At 58.5% G+C, this 13461-nt stretch carries 14 protein-coding genes and 1 pseudogene; 10 read left to right on the forward strand and 5 right to left on the reverse strand.

The features are described from left to right. The first annotated feature begins 81 nt into the window (after nt 1-81). Nucleotides 82-708, forward strand: coding sequence for a LysE family translocator (locus tag ACWKWM_RS26790; RefSeq protein ID WP_483848998.1), 627 nt, complete (start codon nt 82-84; stop codon nt 706-708). A 204-nt stretch (nt 709-912) separates the two neighbouring features. On the opposite strand, the gene uraH is transcribed toward ACWKWM_RS26790, so the two are convergent. Continuing rightward, complete coding sequence (uraH, locus tag ACWKWM_RS26795; RefSeq protein ID WP_483848999.1) at nt 913-1266, reverse strand: hydroxyisourate hydrolase; 354 nt, start codon at nt 1264-1266, stop codon at nt 913-915. A 383-nt stretch (nt 1267-1649) separates the two neighbouring features. On the opposite strand from uraH, the gene puuE reads away from it, so the two are divergent. The 7 genes from puuE (at nt 1650) to ACWKWM_RS26830 (ending at nt 8914) form a co-directional block, all read left to right on the forward strand. After that, nucleotides 1650-2585, forward strand: coding sequence for an allantoinase PuuE (puuE, locus tag ACWKWM_RS26800; RefSeq protein ID WP_483849000.1), 936 nt, complete (start codon nt 1650-1652; stop codon nt 2583-2585). Further along, on the forward strand, nt 2582-3097 hold the full coding sequence (gene uraD, locus ACWKWM_RS26805; protein ID WP_483849001.1) for a 2-oxo-4-hydroxy-4-carboxy-5-ureidoimidazoline decarboxylase: 516 nt from the start codon (nt 2582-2584) through the stop codon (nt 3095-3097). Before puuE ends, uraD begins: the two co-directional genes overlap by 4 nt. Before the next feature lie 42 nt (nt 3098-3139). Continuing rightward, the gene (gene alc, locus ACWKWM_RS26810; RefSeq protein ID WP_483849002.1) at nt 3140-4135 is read left to right on the forward strand and encodes an allantoicase; all 996 of its coding nucleotides are present in this window, start codon (nt 3140-3142) and stop codon (nt 4133-4135) included. A gap of 182 nt (nt 4136-4317) precedes the next feature. After that, nucleotides 4318-4821, forward strand: coding sequence for an ureidoglycolate lyase (locus tag ACWKWM_RS26815; RefSeq protein WP_483849031.1), 504 nt, complete (start codon nt 4318-4320; stop codon nt 4819-4821). Between the two features lie 47 nt (nt 4822-4868). Then, complete coding sequence (locus tag ACWKWM_RS26820) at nt 4869-6182, forward strand: urate hydroxylase PuuD (RefSeq protein ID WP_483849003.1); 1314 nt, start codon at nt 4869-4871, stop codon at nt 6180-6182. Between the two features lie 217 nt (nt 6183-6399). Continuing rightward, complete coding sequence (locus ACWKWM_RS26825; protein ID WP_483849004.1) at nt 6400-7755, forward strand: nucleobase:cation symporter-2 family protein; 1356 nt, start codon at nt 6400-6402, stop codon at nt 7753-7755. Between the two features lie 370 nt (nt 7756-8125). After that, the gene (locus tag ACWKWM_RS26830) at nt 8126-8914 is read left to right on the forward strand and encodes an outer membrane protein OmpK (protein WP_483849005.1); all 789 of its coding nucleotides are present in this window, start codon (nt 8126-8128) and stop codon (nt 8912-8914) included. Nucleotides 8915-8979: 65 nt separating this feature from the next. On the opposite strand, the gene ACWKWM_RS26835 is transcribed toward ACWKWM_RS26830, so the two are convergent. The 3 genes from ACWKWM_RS26835 to ACWKWM_RS26845 all read right to left on the reverse strand — a co-directional run bounded on the left by ACWKWM_RS26835 (nt 8980) and on the right by ACWKWM_RS26845 (nt 10725). Next, entirely contained in the window at nt 8980-9303 is a 324-nt protein-coding gene (locus tag ACWKWM_RS26835) for a hypothetical protein (protein WP_483849006.1), read from the reverse strand. A 226-nt stretch (nt 9304-9529) separates the two neighbouring features. Next, nucleotides 9530-9757 carry a hypothetical protein gene (locus ACWKWM_RS26840; protein ID WP_483849007.1) on the reverse strand — a complete coding sequence of 76 codons (228 nt, stop codon included), beginning with the start codon at nt 9755-9757 and terminating at the stop codon, nt 9530-9532. Nucleotides 9758-9783: 26 nt separating this feature from the next. After that, the gene (locus ACWKWM_RS26845) at nt 9784-10725 is read right to left on the reverse strand and encodes a DUF808 domain-containing protein (RefSeq protein ID WP_483849008.1); all 942 of its coding nucleotides are present in this window, start codon (nt 10723-10725) and stop codon (nt 9784-9786) included. Between the two features lie 138 nt (nt 10726-10863). On the opposite strand from ACWKWM_RS26845, the gene ACWKWM_RS26850 reads away from it, so the two are divergent. Next, nucleotides 10864-11472 (forward strand): TetR/AcrR family transcriptional regulator, encoded by a 609-nt coding sequence (locus tag ACWKWM_RS26850; RefSeq protein ID WP_483849009.1) that lies wholly within the window; start codon nt 10864-10866, stop codon nt 11470-11472. Between the two features lie 30 nt (nt 11473-11502). On the opposite strand, the gene ACWKWM_RS26855 is transcribed toward ACWKWM_RS26850, so the two are convergent. Next, a complete protein-coding gene (locus tag ACWKWM_RS26855) occupies nt 11503-11895 on the reverse strand; it encodes a response regulator (RefSeq protein WP_483849010.1) in 393 nt (130 codons plus the stop codon). A 744-nt stretch (nt 11896-12639) separates the two neighbouring features. On the opposite strand from ACWKWM_RS26855, the pseudogene ACWKWM_RS26860 reads away from it, so the two are divergent. Next, a pseudogene (locus tag ACWKWM_RS26860) lies at nt 12640-13275 on the forward strand (cache domain-containing protein); the annotation flags it as partial. Between the last annotated feature and the right edge of the window lie 186 nt (nt 13276-13461).

The following is a 13461-nucleotide window of genomic DNA, read 5'->3' on the forward strand; positions in this document are numbered from 1 at the left end:
TGGCTCCTACAGAGTCAACGCTTGCGCGACCCGCAAAAAAAGCCCCGACATTCGGGGCCTTTTCATTCAAGGAGAAACCGCATGACCCTGGAAACCTGGCTGCTGTTCAGCGGCGCGGCGCTGGTGGTGATTTTGATACCGGGGCCGTTGTCCCTGTTGATGATCGGCAACAGCCTCAATCACGGGCTGCTGCGTTCCTACCCCGCCTTTCTCGGCGGCGTGCTCGCGTCGGTCTGCCTGCTCAGTGCCTCGGCATTGGGGTTGGGCGCGTTGCTGATGGCATCGGAACAGCTGTTCAGCGCGCTGAAGATCGTCGGCGCGCTGTACCTGTTTTATCTGGCATGGCAAAGCTGGAAACAGTCGCGACAGCTGGTCAATGCGTCTGACGTTCCGGTTGCCGTGAGCCCGCCACGCTTCGGCTCGCTGTTCTGGCGCGCGTTCGTGCTGGGCGGCAGCAACCCCAAGGACATCCTGTTTTTCGCAGCGTTTCTGCCGCAGTTTCTCAAGGCCGATCAACCGTTTCTGGGTCAGTTGATCACCATGATCATCACCTGGACCGTGCTGGATCTGGCCTGCAAATTGTTCTACGGCTTGAGCGCTCAGGGTGCTTCGCGCTATTTACGCAGTGGCAAGGGCCAGAGTTGGTTCAATCGTGTGAGTGCGGCGCTGTTCGGGACGGCGGGGACGGTGTCTTTGCTGAGTCGGTGAGTGCGTGAAGGCTGCGATGTGGGGTGGGTAATAGATCGCTTCGCAGCCTCGCGGTGCTCGGCAGCGCCTACAGGGATTTGCGTTTACAGGGATGTGCGTTGCGGACCGTAGAGTGATCGTCATTTAGCGCTTAGGAACTGCGGGCGAAAAAAAGCCCGCAGTGTGGGGCGGGCAAGAGGTAATCGGTATGGCTGAAAACGTTGATCAGCTGCCGCGATAGGTCGAGTAGCTGTAGGGCGAGATCAGCAGTGGCACGTGGTAGTGGTCCTGTGCGGCATCGATGCCGAAGCGCAGTACGACGACATCGAGAAACGCGGTGTCCGGCAGCTGAACGCCTTTGGCGCGGTAGTAATCCCCCGCCTGGAATTGCAACTGGTAGACGCCGGAACGGTAATCATCGCCCTGTAACAATGGCGCGTCGCAGCGGCCGTCGGCGTTGGTGACGGCGTCGGCGACTTTCTCCAGCCGCTCGCCTTCAACCCGGTACAGCGCGATGTTTATAGAGCTGCCGGGGCAGCCATGAGCGGCGTCCAGTACGTGTGTGGTCAGTCGTCCCATGCTTGTCTGTGCCTCGCTTGAGAAGTGGAAGTCAGGTGCACGCACCGATTAAGGGCTCAATGGGTGCGAGCGATGAACGATTAAGACACTTTCGAAAAAGATTGTACACAATAAATGTGCTTTTTTAAGCGGTGCCGCTGGTCACCTCCCAGCAAACACCGTTTTGCAGCGCGGACAGGAAAGTATTAGGATTTTTCTGCATATCCTGACCACTCAGGCAGATTTCTTGCAGCAGGAATCTACGTAAGAAAAGAAAAAACAGGCTTACAAATTGCAATTAAAGTTGTATACAATCCTTTCACCGCAACGGCAGTCCACTGCAACCGTTCTTGCAATGTCAGACAGCCACTGCAACAGACAACACGCACAGAAGGAATCTCGCAGTGAGCGCCGACTACCCTCGCGACCTGATCGGTTATGGCAGTAACCCGCCCCATCCACACTGGCCAGGCAATGCCCGGATCGCGTTGTCTTTCGTGCTCAATTACGAAGAAGGCGGCGAGCGCAATATTCTGCACGGCGACAAAGAGTCCGAAGCGTTTCTCTCCGAAATGGTCTCCGCCCAGCCGCTGCAAGGCGCGCGCAACATGAGCATGGAATCGCTCTACGAATACGGCAGCCGGGCTGGGGTGTGGCGCATTCTCAAGCTGTTCAAGCAATTCGATATCCCGCTGACCGTGTTCGCCGTGGCCATGGCTGCCGAGCGTCATCCTGACGTGATTCGCGCCATGGTCGCCGCCGGTCACGAGATCTGCAGCCACGGTTATCGCTGGATCGACTACCAGTACATGGACGAAGCGCAAGAGCGCGAGCACATGCTCGAAGCCATTCGCATCCTCACCGAGCTCACCGGCGAACGTCCGCTGGGTTGGTACACCGGCCGCACCGGGCCGAACACCCGGCGTCTGGTGATGGAAGAAGGCGGCTTTCTTTATGACAGCGACACCTACGACGACGACTTGCCCTACTGGGAGCCGAACAACCCTACCGGCAAAGCACATCTGGTGATCCCGTACACGCTGGACACCAACGACATGCGCTTCACCCAGGTGCAGGGTTTCAACAAGGGCGACGACTTTTTCGAATACCTCAAAGACGCGTTCGACGTGCTGTACGCCGAGGGTGCCGAAGCGCCGAAGATGCTTTCTATCGGTCTGCACTGCCGCCTGATTGGCCGCCCTGCCCGCCTTGCCGCGTTGCAACGTTTTCTCGAATACGTCAAAGGCCACGAACAGGTGTGGATCGCCCGCCGCGTCGATATCGCCCGTCACTGGCACACCGTGCATCCGTTCACTGACACAAAAGGAGCCGCGCAATGAGCCGCTTCCAGACCATCACCCCGTCAAACCTGAGCCGCGAAGCGTTCGTCGAAACCTTCGCCGACATCTACGAGCACTCGTCCTGGGTCGCTGAAAAAGCCTACGACCTGGGACATGCCAGCGACATCGACGATATCGATGTGCTGCACGCCAGAATGAGCGACATCCTGTTGAGCGCTGATCATGCCGCGCAGCTGGCATTGATCAACGCTCACCCGGACCTTGCCGGCAAAGCCGCCGTGCAGGGCCAACTGACCGAAGCCAGCACCCACGAACAGGCTGGCGCCGGTATCCACCAATGCACGCGCGATGAGTTCGCGCGCTTCACGGAGCTGAACGACGCCTACAAAGCGAAGTTTGCGTTCCCCTTCATCATGGCGGTGAAAGGCAGCAACCGGCATCAGATCCTCGCGGCCTTCGAGACGCGCATTCATAACTCGGCAGACACCGAGTTCGCCTGCGCGCTGGCCGAGATCAACAAGATCGCCCTGTTTCGCCTGCAAACCCTCTGACCGCCCTCTCCCACGCCACCTGAAAAAAGGCAGACAAAAAGAATGAAAGCTTACGCCGTACCCTTCGAGAAGTTCGTGAACCTGGCCGACGCGCGCCTGGGCACCAAGATCATTTCCGTCAGCGACGACTGGTTCGCCGATGCCAACCGCCTGTTCCAGCCGACCCCGGCCGTGTTCAAAGAAGGAGTGTTCGACGACAACGGTAAGTGGATGGACGGCTGGGAATCGCGCCGCAAGCGCTTCGAAGGTTATGACAGTGCGGTGATACGCCTGGGCGTGGCCGGTTCGATCAAGGGCGTGGACATCGACACCTCGTTTTTCACCGGTAACTACCCGCCGTCGGCGTCGCTTGAAGCGTGCTTCCTGGCCTCGGGCGAGCCGGATGACAACACCCAGTGGACTGAAGTTTTGTCTGCCGTGGAGCTGAAAGGCGACAGCCATCACTTCCACGAGATCAGCGACCAACAGGCTTACAGCCACTTGCGTTTCAACATTTACCCGGACGGCGGCGTGGCGCGTCTGCGCGTGTACGGCGTGCCGCATCGCGACTGGTCCACCGTGGGCGACAACGAGCAGATCGATCTCGCTGCTGCGTTGAATGGCGGTCGTGCGCTGGCGTGCTCTGACGAGCATTTCGGGCGCATGAGCAACATCCTCAACCCAGGCCGAGGCGTGAACATGGGCGATGGTTGGGAAACCGCACGTCGTCGCACGCCAGGCAATGACTGGGTGATCGTCGCCCTGGGCCATGCTGGCGAAGTAGAGAAAGTCGTGGTTGATACGTTGCACTTCAAGGGCAACTACCCGGACAGCTGCTCGATTCAGGGGGCGTTCGTGAAAGGCGGCACTGACAGCCAGATCGAAACCCAGAGCCTGTTCTGGCGCGAATTGCTGCCAAGCCAGAAGCTGGAAATGCACGCCGAACACAGCTTCGACGAACAGATCAAAGCGCTGGGCCCGATCACCCACATTCGCCTGAACGTGTTCCCCGATGGCGGCGTGAGCCGGTTGCGGGTGTTGGGTAAGGTCGCCAAGTAATGCTTGGCCTGTAGGAGCGTGGCTTGTCCCGCGATCGGCCGGGGACCGGTCGTAAAACATGCAATTGCGTTGTCTCTGACACAACGCGTTCACCGGTTTGCTGCCGCTGCGCGACAGATCGCGGGACAAGCCACGCTCCTACAGGTGTTTATCAACTAATCATGAAAACAGAAGACTCCGACATGCGCACACTGACCATCGAGCCGTTGACCAAAGAAGCCTTCGCCCCATTCGGTGATGTCATCGAAACCGACGGCAGCGATCACTTCATGATCAACAACGGCTCGACCATGCGCTTTCATCGTCTGGCCGAGGTTGAAACGGCCACGCCGGACGACAAAGCCATCATCAGCATCTTCCGCGCCGATGCGCTGGAGATGCCGCTGACCGTTCGCATGCTGGAACGCCATCCGCTGGGCAGCCAGGCTTTCATTCCGCTGCTCGGCAACCCTTTTCTGGTCGTGGTCGCGCCACTTGGCGATGCACCTGAACCAGAGTTGACCCGCGCCTTCATCACCAATGGCAGGCAGGGTGTTAATTACCATCGCGGCGTATGGCACCACCCGGTGCTGACGATCGAAAAGCGGGATGACTTCCTGGTGGTTGATCGCAGTGGATCAGGCAATAACTGCGATGAGCATTTCTTCGAAGAGCATCAGTTGATGATGCTCGATCCCCATTTATAAGAAAGGGTCTGAACGCTCGCAAGTAGCGACAGGCTGAGGTAAGCACTGTGGAAGCACATCTGATGGAATGGCTGAACCTGGCCGTGCGCTGGGTTCACATGATCGTCGGGATCGCCTGGATTGGCGCATCCTTCTACTTCGTCTGGCTGGAGAACAACCTTAACCGGGTCAACCCCCGCGATGGATTGTCTGGCGATTTGTGGGCGATTCACGGCGGCGGCATCTACCACCTGGAAAAATACAAACTCGCCCCACCGACCATGCCGGACAACCTGCACTGGTTCAAATGGGAAGCCTACTGGACCTGGATGTCAGGCGTGGCGCTGCTCTGCGTAGTCTTTTACGCCAACCCGGTTTTGTACCTGCTGGCCCCCGGCAGCACCCTGACCGGACCTGAAGGCGTGGCCATCGGCATCGGCTCGCTGATCGCCAGTTGGTTCATCTACGACGTGCTGTGTGATTCGCCGCTGGGCAAACGCCCTGGCCTGTTGGGCCTAGTGCTGTTCGTGCTGATCATCGCGGCCTGCTACGGCTTCAGCCAGGTATTCAGCGGTCGCGGCGCTTACCTGCACACCGGCGCGATCATCGGCACCATCATGGTCGGCAACGTGTTCCGCATCATCATGCCTGCCCAGCGCGCACTGGTCGCGGCGATTGCCGAGAACCGCACGCCGGACCCGTCGCTGCCGGCCAAAGGCTTGCTGCGTTCGCGTCACAACAACTACTTCACGCTGCCGGTGCTGTTCATCATGATCAGCAACCATTTCCCGAGCACTTACGGCAGCCGCTACAACTGGCTGATCCTGGCCGGGATTGCCATAGTCGCGGTAGTGGTGCGTCATTACTTCAACACCCGTCACAATAGCCATAAATATGCGTGGGCCTTGCCGGTCGGCGCGCTGGGGATGATTTGCCTGGCGTACGTCACCGGTCCTGCGCAAATGCCGCGCGGTCCGGAAACCGCAGGCCCTGCGAAGATTGAATATCAGCCGCTGCCAGGGACTGCGATTGGCGGCCACCGTGCTGATGAGCCCAAGCCCGAAGTCGCAGCCCCCGCACAGACGCCTGCTCAGCCGGCGGTTGCCCAAGCTGGCGGCGGCGCGGACTTCGACAAGGTCCACAGCGTGATTCAGGAGCGCTGCGCGGTGTGTCATTCGGCCAAACCCACCAGCCCGTTGTTCAGCGCTGCACCCGCGGGAGTGATGTTCGACACCCCGCAACAGATCCAGCAACAGGCTCCGCGCATCCAGGCCCAGGCCGTGGTGTCGCAGATCATGCCGCTGGGCAACATCACCCAGATGACCCAGCAAGAGCGTGAGCTGATTGGGCAGTGGATTGATAAGGGAGCGCAGACGAACTGATTGAACGGCCGAATTCTCTGGGCCAGATGATTTCCATTGTAGGAGCGTGGCTTGTCCCGCGATGGCGGCGTGTCAGTCGACATTTATTCAGCTGGACGGACGCCATCGCGGGACAAGCCACGCTCCTACAGGGATCGCGTTCAACCGGTGTAAAAAGTTCCACCGCCCTATCGCAACGGGCGTACTCAAAAAACAAAAACAAAATCCGAGGTGTTGCATGTCCGAGTCAACTCACGCGCGCATCCCTGCTGCGCCACCACGACAGCCCTTGCCCCTGCTCCAGTTGTTTCTGGTGGGCCTGCAACACGTCCTTTTGATGTATGGCGGTGCGGTCGCTGTGCCGCTGATCATCGGTCAGGCCGCCGGGCTTTCCCGTGAAGAAATCGCTTTTTTGATCAACGCCGATCTGCTCGTCGCAGGCATCGCCACGGTTGTGCAATCCCTCGGCATCGGCCCCTTGGGCATTCGCATGCCGATCATGATGGGCGCCAGTTTCGCCGCTGTTGGCAGCATGGTCGCGATGGCGGGCATGGACGGCGTCGGTCTGCCGGGGATCTTCGGCGCCACCATCGCCGCAGGCTTCTTCGGGATGCTGGTTGCGCCGTTCATGTCGAAAATCGTGCGCTTCTTTCCGCCGCTGGTGACGGGCACGGTGATCACTTCCATCGGACTGTCGCTGTTCCCGGTCGCCGTGAACTGGGCCGGAGGCGGCAGCAAAGCCGCCAGCTTCGGCGACCCGCTATACCTGGGCGTAGCCGCACTGGTGCTGCTGACGATCCTGCTGATCAACCGCTTCATGCGCGGTTTCTGGGTCAACATTTCGGTGCTGATCGGCATGGGCTTGGGCTACGTCCTCTCGGGCCTGATCGGCATGGTCGACCTCAGCGGTCTGGCTCAAGCTGACTGGATCAAAGTGGTCACGCCGCTGCACTTTGGCATGCCGCAGTTTCACCTGGCGCCGATCCTGTCGATGTGTCTGGTGGTGGTGATCATCTTCGTCGAGTCCACCGGGATGTTTCTGGCGCTGGGCAAGATCACCGACCGCGAAGTCACACCCGGCATGCTGCGCCGTGGCTTGTTGTGCGATGCGGCCGCTTCGTTTCTTGCAGGCTTCCTCAACACCTTCACCCACTCCTCCTTCGCTCAGAACATCGGCCTGGTGCAGATGACCGGCGTGCGTTGCCGCTCGGTGACAATTGTGGCGGGGGGCTTTCTGATCGTGCTGAGCTTGCTGCCCAAAGCCGCGTTCCTGGTGGCCTCGATACCGCCAGCGGTATTGGGCGGCGCGGCCATCGCGATGTTCGGCATGGTCGCAGCGACCGGGATCAAGATCCTGCAAGAAGCCGACATCGGCGATCGCCGTAACCAGTTGCTGGTCGCAGTGAGCATCGGCATGGGGCTGATCCCGGTGGTTCGACCGGAATTCTTCAGCCACTTGCCGTTGTGGATGGGCCCGATTACCCACAGCGGCATTGCCATGGCGACCCTCAGCGCCGTGCTGTTGAATCTGTTGTTCAACGTGCTCGGCGGCGCTGAACGCACAGCGATGGCCGGGCCCGCCCACAATCACTGAGCGACTGCTCGGTCGCATTGCCCTGTTTTGTCACCCGTGCTCTGTCGCAGAGCACTTGAGGACTTCGTTGCGCGCCGGTATTCTCCGCCGCCGCTCGAAACCGGGGCATTTTTACGAGGTGGAATATGTTGACTGCCCAGACAACTAACCGATTCGCATAACGCTCGCCGCAATAATTCGAAAAATCCGTTGAATCGTCCCTTCTTACAGTGGGCGACAGAGCTTTTTCGTCTTTTTTCAAGGTATTGGCGTAGCTCTTGCTATGCAAACAAAGCTGACCGATTAGACAGAAATATCAGCCCCAAACAAGGCGTCGGAACAGAACGCCAACCACAGAAAAAACAACTCATTTCAACCAAGGGAGCACCGCATGAACCGTACATTTTCCAGCCTGATGGTCGCCGGCAGTGTGCTGGCAGCCGGTCCGACAATGGCTGCCGACTTATTGCAATGGCAAAGCAACAGCCTGACGTATCTCTACGGCAAGAACTTTGAAGTCAACCCGGAGACACAGCAGACCTTTACTTTCGAACATGCCGACGGCTGGAAGTACGGCGACAACTTTCTGTTTGTCGACTACATCAGTTACAACGGTAAAAAAGATGCGGGCGTCGGCAACGCAAGTACCTACGGGGAGTTCTCACCTCGCCTGTCGCTGGGCAAGATTTTCGACCGCAAGTTCGAACTCGGTCCGATCAAGGACGTGTTGCTGGCGACCACTTACGAGTTTGGAGAAGGCGACGTAGAGTCTTACCTGATCGGGCCGGGGTTCGATCTTAATCTTCCAGGCTTCGATTACTTCCAGCTTAACTTCTACAAGCGTTATCACGACGGTCAGCGCGCAGGCAATGGAACCTGGCAGATCACCCCGGTCTGGTCGTACACCATCCCCGTGGGCAAATCGGACATTCTGATCGACGGATTCATGGATTGGGTGGTGGACAACAAATCCTCGGCCAAACATGGCGATTACCACTCCAACCTGCACTTCAACCCGCAGATCAAATACGACTTGGGCAAGGCGATCAATCTGCCGGAACGCCAGTTGTATGTGGGTATTGAATATGACTACTGGAGCAACAAGTACGGGATCAACGACACCCGTTACTTCGACACTGACCAGAACACGGCAAGTTTGCTGGTGAAAGTGTTCTTCTGATCACTGCACGGCGCAGCACCTGTACCGGTGACTGCGCTGCCCGACGAATCAGGTGCTCGAGGCAATTATGGGCGCCCGTCGAAGTAGTACCGGCGACGTCGGGTCCGCCGCAGCACCAGCAGGCCTAGCAGTGGCAAGGCAATGCCGGTGACCGAAAGTACCCAGACCACCGAATTCACGCCGTAGTACACAATCGCCGCGCCCACCAGACCTGCAGCCACCGCGGGAATACCCAAGGCGCAGATCAGTTGCGCGTGCGCGCCGAGAAAGCGTTTCAACGAGACATCTGCACTGAACATGCAGAGCAGCCAGAAATAAATCCATAGCGCGATGATTATCAGATACAGGGCCAGATGCAGCAGATCGCCGAGCATTCCGTATCCGTGCATTGGGTTTTCTCTCCTTGAATAGAGCAGTGTGTCAGGTACACCTCATCGGTCGAGCGCGACCCCGGAGTCTCGGATCAATGCACCGCAGCCAAGGTTGCGCAGATTCCGTGGGAGCGGACCTGTCCGCGAAGAGGCCAGTACACCCCACACATTTTCATTGCCTGAGCTGACGTCTTCGCGGACAGGTCCGCTCCCACATGTACTGAGTTTCCCTTAAGCAGGCAGGCTAATCCCCCTCCCACGGCATCGGCTTGCCGGCCCTGACTTTGGCATTGATCGAGCGCAGCAAATCCAGGGGGTCGCGGTCTTTCATGGCGTGGCTTTGCTCATCAACCCACGTCATCACCTGCTGCCGATCCAGGGTAGGCCGGCGATGCAGGATTTCCACCAACTGCCGCTCACAATGCTGAGCATAGGCAACCACACTGGAAAACAAAGGGCTGTTACTCGTCATTGATGTCCAATCCTCGCGTTACAGGGTCAGGCTTTGATACCGCGCCAGATTTTGCCGATGACCGAGACGGCCAGCAATACCACAGCACCGGCAATAATGCCCGCCACCGCGTTGAGCAATGTCGGGATAACCACCGAGAAACCCCCAATCGCCCCCGCAGTCGCGAGCGTCACCTGCTCGATCCAGTGATGCAGCGCTGGAACGCCGTGGGTCAGAATGCCGCCGCCTACCAGAAACATCGCTGCGGTACCGATCACCGACAGGCTTTTCATCATGTATGGCGCAGCAATAAGCACGCCACGTCCGAACGCCCGCTGCCCGCGACGTACCGCGCTGTCACCTTTGAGTTCGCTGAGATACAGACCGCCATCGTCGAGCTTGACGATCACGCCCACCAGCCCGTAAACGCCGATGGTCATGACGATGGCGATGCCGGAAAGCACGATCACTTGCTGCATCAACGGCGCGTCGGCCACGGTGCCCAGAGTGATGGCGATGATCTCTGCCGAAAGGATGAAGTCCGTGCGCACAGCGCCTTTGATCTTGTCCTTCTCGAAAGCCACCAGGTCCGTCGCGGGATCTGCAACGGCCTCGGTCAATCTGGCGTGGCCGGCCTCATCTTCAGCCCGGCTGTGCAGGTATTTGTGCGCAAGCTTTTCAAAGCCCTCGAAGCACAGATAGGCGCCGCCGATCATCAACAGTGGCGTGACCGCCCAGGGAATGAACGCGCTGATCGCAAGCGCAGCCGGCACCAGAATCAATTTGTTGAGAAACGAGCCTTTGGCAACGGCCCACACTACCGGCAATTCGCGCTCGGCTCGCACACCGGAGACTTGCTGGGCATTGAGCGCCAGGTCATCGCCCAACACGCCAGCAGTCTTCTTGGCTGCCATTTTGGTCATGAGCGCGACGTCGTCCAGCACGGTGGCGATGTCGTCGATCAATACCAGCAAACTGCTTCCCGCCATGGGTTTGTTTCCTCAAGTGAATAGGCGCCAGCATAGCGCCTGCAACGCTGCCGGTCTGCCCATGCACCAATCTTGAGCCTGCCGCGAGGTCGGTGCTACCATGCGCGACCGCCGTACAGGCAAGGAACGATCCGGTCTATGAGCAGCATTCGCGAGCGCAACAAAGAACTGATCCTGCGCGCGGCCAGTGAAGAATTCGCCGACAAGGGTTTCGCCGCCAGCAAGACCAGCGACATCGCCGCCAAGGCCGGTGTGCCCAAGCCCAACGTTTATTACTACTTCAAATCCAAGGAAAACCTCTACCGCGAGGTCTTGGAAAGCATCATCGAGCCCATTCTTCAGGCTTCGACGCCTTTCAATCGCGAAGGCGTGCCGGCGCAAGTGCTCAGTGGCTATATCCGATCAAAGATTCGCATTTCACGGGATCTGCCGTTCGCCTCGAAAGTCTTCGCCAGCGAAATCATGCACGGCGCGCCGCACCTGACGACCGATCAGGTGGAACAACTCAATGGGCAGGCAAGGCACAACATCGAATGCATTCAGGGCTGGATCGACAGCGGTTTGATCGCGCCCATCGATCCGCACCATTTGATGTTCAGCATCTGGGCCGCGACCCAGACCTACGCTGATTTCGATTGGCAGATCTCGACCGTCACCGGCAAAGCGAAGCTCGACGACAGCGATTACGAAGCGGCTGCCGAGACGATCATTCGTTTGGTGCTTAAAGGGTGCGAGCCTGATAAGTAACTGTCAGGCCAATGGGCGACACCCGACGGTTCAACTGGTTTTTTGCATCTGCAGGGCTTTGTCGACGCCATCTAGCAACTGGCCAAAACTCCACGGTTTGCGAATAAACGTGACTTCGTGAACGACGCCGGAACTCTCGGGGGTTTCATGGCCGGACATGATCAGGATCGGAATCTGCGGCCATTTGTTGCCTGACAGGTTCGCCAGGTCTGCGCCGTTGATGGCGCCCGGCATCAGGATATCCGTCAGTAACAGAGAAACTTCGGCTGCATGCTCGTCGAGGTACTTCTCAGCGGCGTCCGCACTTTCCAATGCGTAAGTGCTAAAACCCTCATCCCCGAGAATTTCACACACGAAATCGCGAATGATCGACTCGTCCTCGACCACCAGAATGAGTCCTTTGTTCTGCTCTAATGTTGCCATTGACGTCGCATCCACAATAAATTCTTCCCATACCTGCCCGGCCGGCCCTGTCCTGGACGCGGGTTGTGTCCGTACTGTGAGCAGCAGAAAGTCAGGAAATTCAATTTCCCGTCAACATTCGGTCGAAAGGCGGGTGACAGCGCGATGGATAGCCTGTTTGAAGGCATCCATTCGTTTGAGTGAGCGGCTTTTTGCAGGCAACAAAAAACCCGCCGAAGCGGGTTTTTCCAAGACCATTCCAACATCCTGTCGGCAGCCCTCCGGGCCATGGTCGATCGTCCTTGATCCTGCGGCGTTTCCTTCACTGCAGTTGATGGATCCAAATCTACCGGTTTGCCGGTGTGCGCCATAGAGCGAACCTCTCGTCTTCGTGTAAGCCTTTCGCCATACCTCGGTATTTCAGGCTCTGCTCTTCCTCCGGTTGTAGGCCGATTCTGCCATTGCCGGGGAATTCGCAAGAAAACCCAAGCCTGGACCTCAGGTTTATTCATCTATAGCCGAGAGCCTGTAGAGGACTGAGCGAACAGGCGCAGCGGTTTGAAGCGGCTGACGAGCAATCGTGCGCACCCAGGGCAGAACAACAAGAAAACAGACGGAGTGACGGTTATGAATATGCGCAATCTTTCGATCAGTCGGCGGCTATGGCTGATCCTTATCGTCGCTGTGCTGATGCTCTTTACCTTGGCCGTGGCCATGCTCAAACAAGTGCATGACGACCTGTACGCCGCCAAGGCACTGAAGACCATGCACGTCGTCCAGACCGCCAGCGGCTTGCTGGATTATTACCACGGGCTGGAGACTGCCGGCACGTTGAGCACCGAGCAAGCGCAGAAGCAGGCGATGGATGCCCTGCGCGGCCTGCGCTACAACCAGACTGACTATTTCTGGATCAACGACCTGCGCCCGGTGATGATCATGCACCCGGCCAACCCCAAGCTGGTGGGTCAGGATTTGTCCGCCATCAAGGACCCCGACGGCTTTCAAGTATTCAACGAAATGGTCACCCTGGCCAAAGCCAAGGGCGCCGGCATCGTCAATTACCGCTGGCCCAAGCCCGGCGCCACTGATGCGGTCGCGAAGACCTCGTACATCTCGCTGTTCGCGCCGTGGGGCTGGATCATCGGTTCGGGCGTTTATGTGGATGACGTGCAGGCGGAATTCCAGCAGCAGGTCATCAAGGCTGCTTCCATCAGCCTGGGCATCGTCCTGATCATGGCGTTGCTGGTGATCCTGATTGCCCGCAGCATCGTCCGACCGCTCAATGCAACAGTGGAGGCGATGGCCAACATTGCCAGTGGCGAAAGCGACCTGACCCGCAGCCTGCAAACCGAAGGCAATGACGAGGTCACGCAACTGGCCCGGCACTTCAATGCCTTCACCGCCAAGCTTCGCGGGGTGATCACGCAGTTGCAGGTTTCGGCGGTCGGGCTGGGCCAGGCGTCGACAGATCTGGGCAGCAATGCCGATCAGGCCCAGACACGCAGTCAGCAGCAATCCCAACAAATGGAGCTGGTGGCAACCGCAGTCAACGAGGTGACTTATGGCGTGCAGGATGTCGCCAAGAAT

This window comes from Pseudomonas rosaeacicularis (genome assembly GCF_057128745.1).

Excerpts from the sequence above, each read along its gene's own strand:
- ACWKWM_RS26840 (WP_483849007.1), bottom strand. The coding sequence starts at position 9,757 with ATGACGAGTAACAGCCCTTTGTTTTCCAGTGTGGTTGCCTATGCTCAG.
- ACWKWM_RS26830 (WP_483849005.1), top strand. The coding sequence starts at position 8,126 with ATGAACCGTACATTTTCCAGCCTGATGGTCGCCGGCAGTGTGCTGGCA.
- ACWKWM_RS26850 (WP_483849009.1), top strand. The coding sequence starts at position 10,864 with ATGAGCAGCATTCGCGAGCGCAACAAAGAACTGATCCTGCGCGCGGCC.
- uraD (WP_483849001.1), top strand. The coding sequence starts at position 2,582 with ATGAGCCGCTTCCAGACCATCACCCCGTCAAACCTGAGCCGCGAAGCG.
- ACWKWM_RS26835 (WP_483849006.1), bottom strand. The coding sequence starts at position 9,303 with ATGCACGGATACGGAATGCTCGGCGATCTGCTGCATCTGGCCCTGTAT.
- ACWKWM_RS26855 (WP_483849010.1), bottom strand. The coding sequence starts at position 11,895 with ATGGCAACATTAGAGCAGAACAAAGGACTCATTCTGGTGGTCGAGGAC.
- alc (WP_483849002.1), top strand. The coding sequence starts at position 3,140 with ATGAAAGCTTACGCCGTACCCTTCGAGAAGTTCGTGAACCTGGCCGAC.
- ACWKWM_RS26825 (WP_483849004.1), top strand. The coding sequence starts at position 6,400 with ATGTCCGAGTCAACTCACGCGCGCATCCCTGCTGCGCCACCACGACAG.
- uraH (WP_483848999.1), bottom strand. The coding sequence starts at position 1,266 with ATGGGACGACTGACCACACACGTACTGGACGCCGCTCATGGCTGCCCC.
- ACWKWM_RS26815 (WP_483849031.1), top strand. The coding sequence starts at position 4,318 with ATGCGCACACTGACCATCGAGCCGTTGACCAAAGAAGCCTTCGCCCCA.
- ACWKWM_RS26790 (WP_483848998.1), top strand. The coding sequence starts at position 82 with ATGACCCTGGAAACCTGGCTGCTGTTCAGCGGCGCGGCGCTGGTGGTG.
- ACWKWM_RS26845 (WP_483849008.1), bottom strand. The coding sequence starts at position 10,725 with ATGGCGGGAAGCAGTTTGCTGGTATTGATCGACGACATCGCCACCGTG.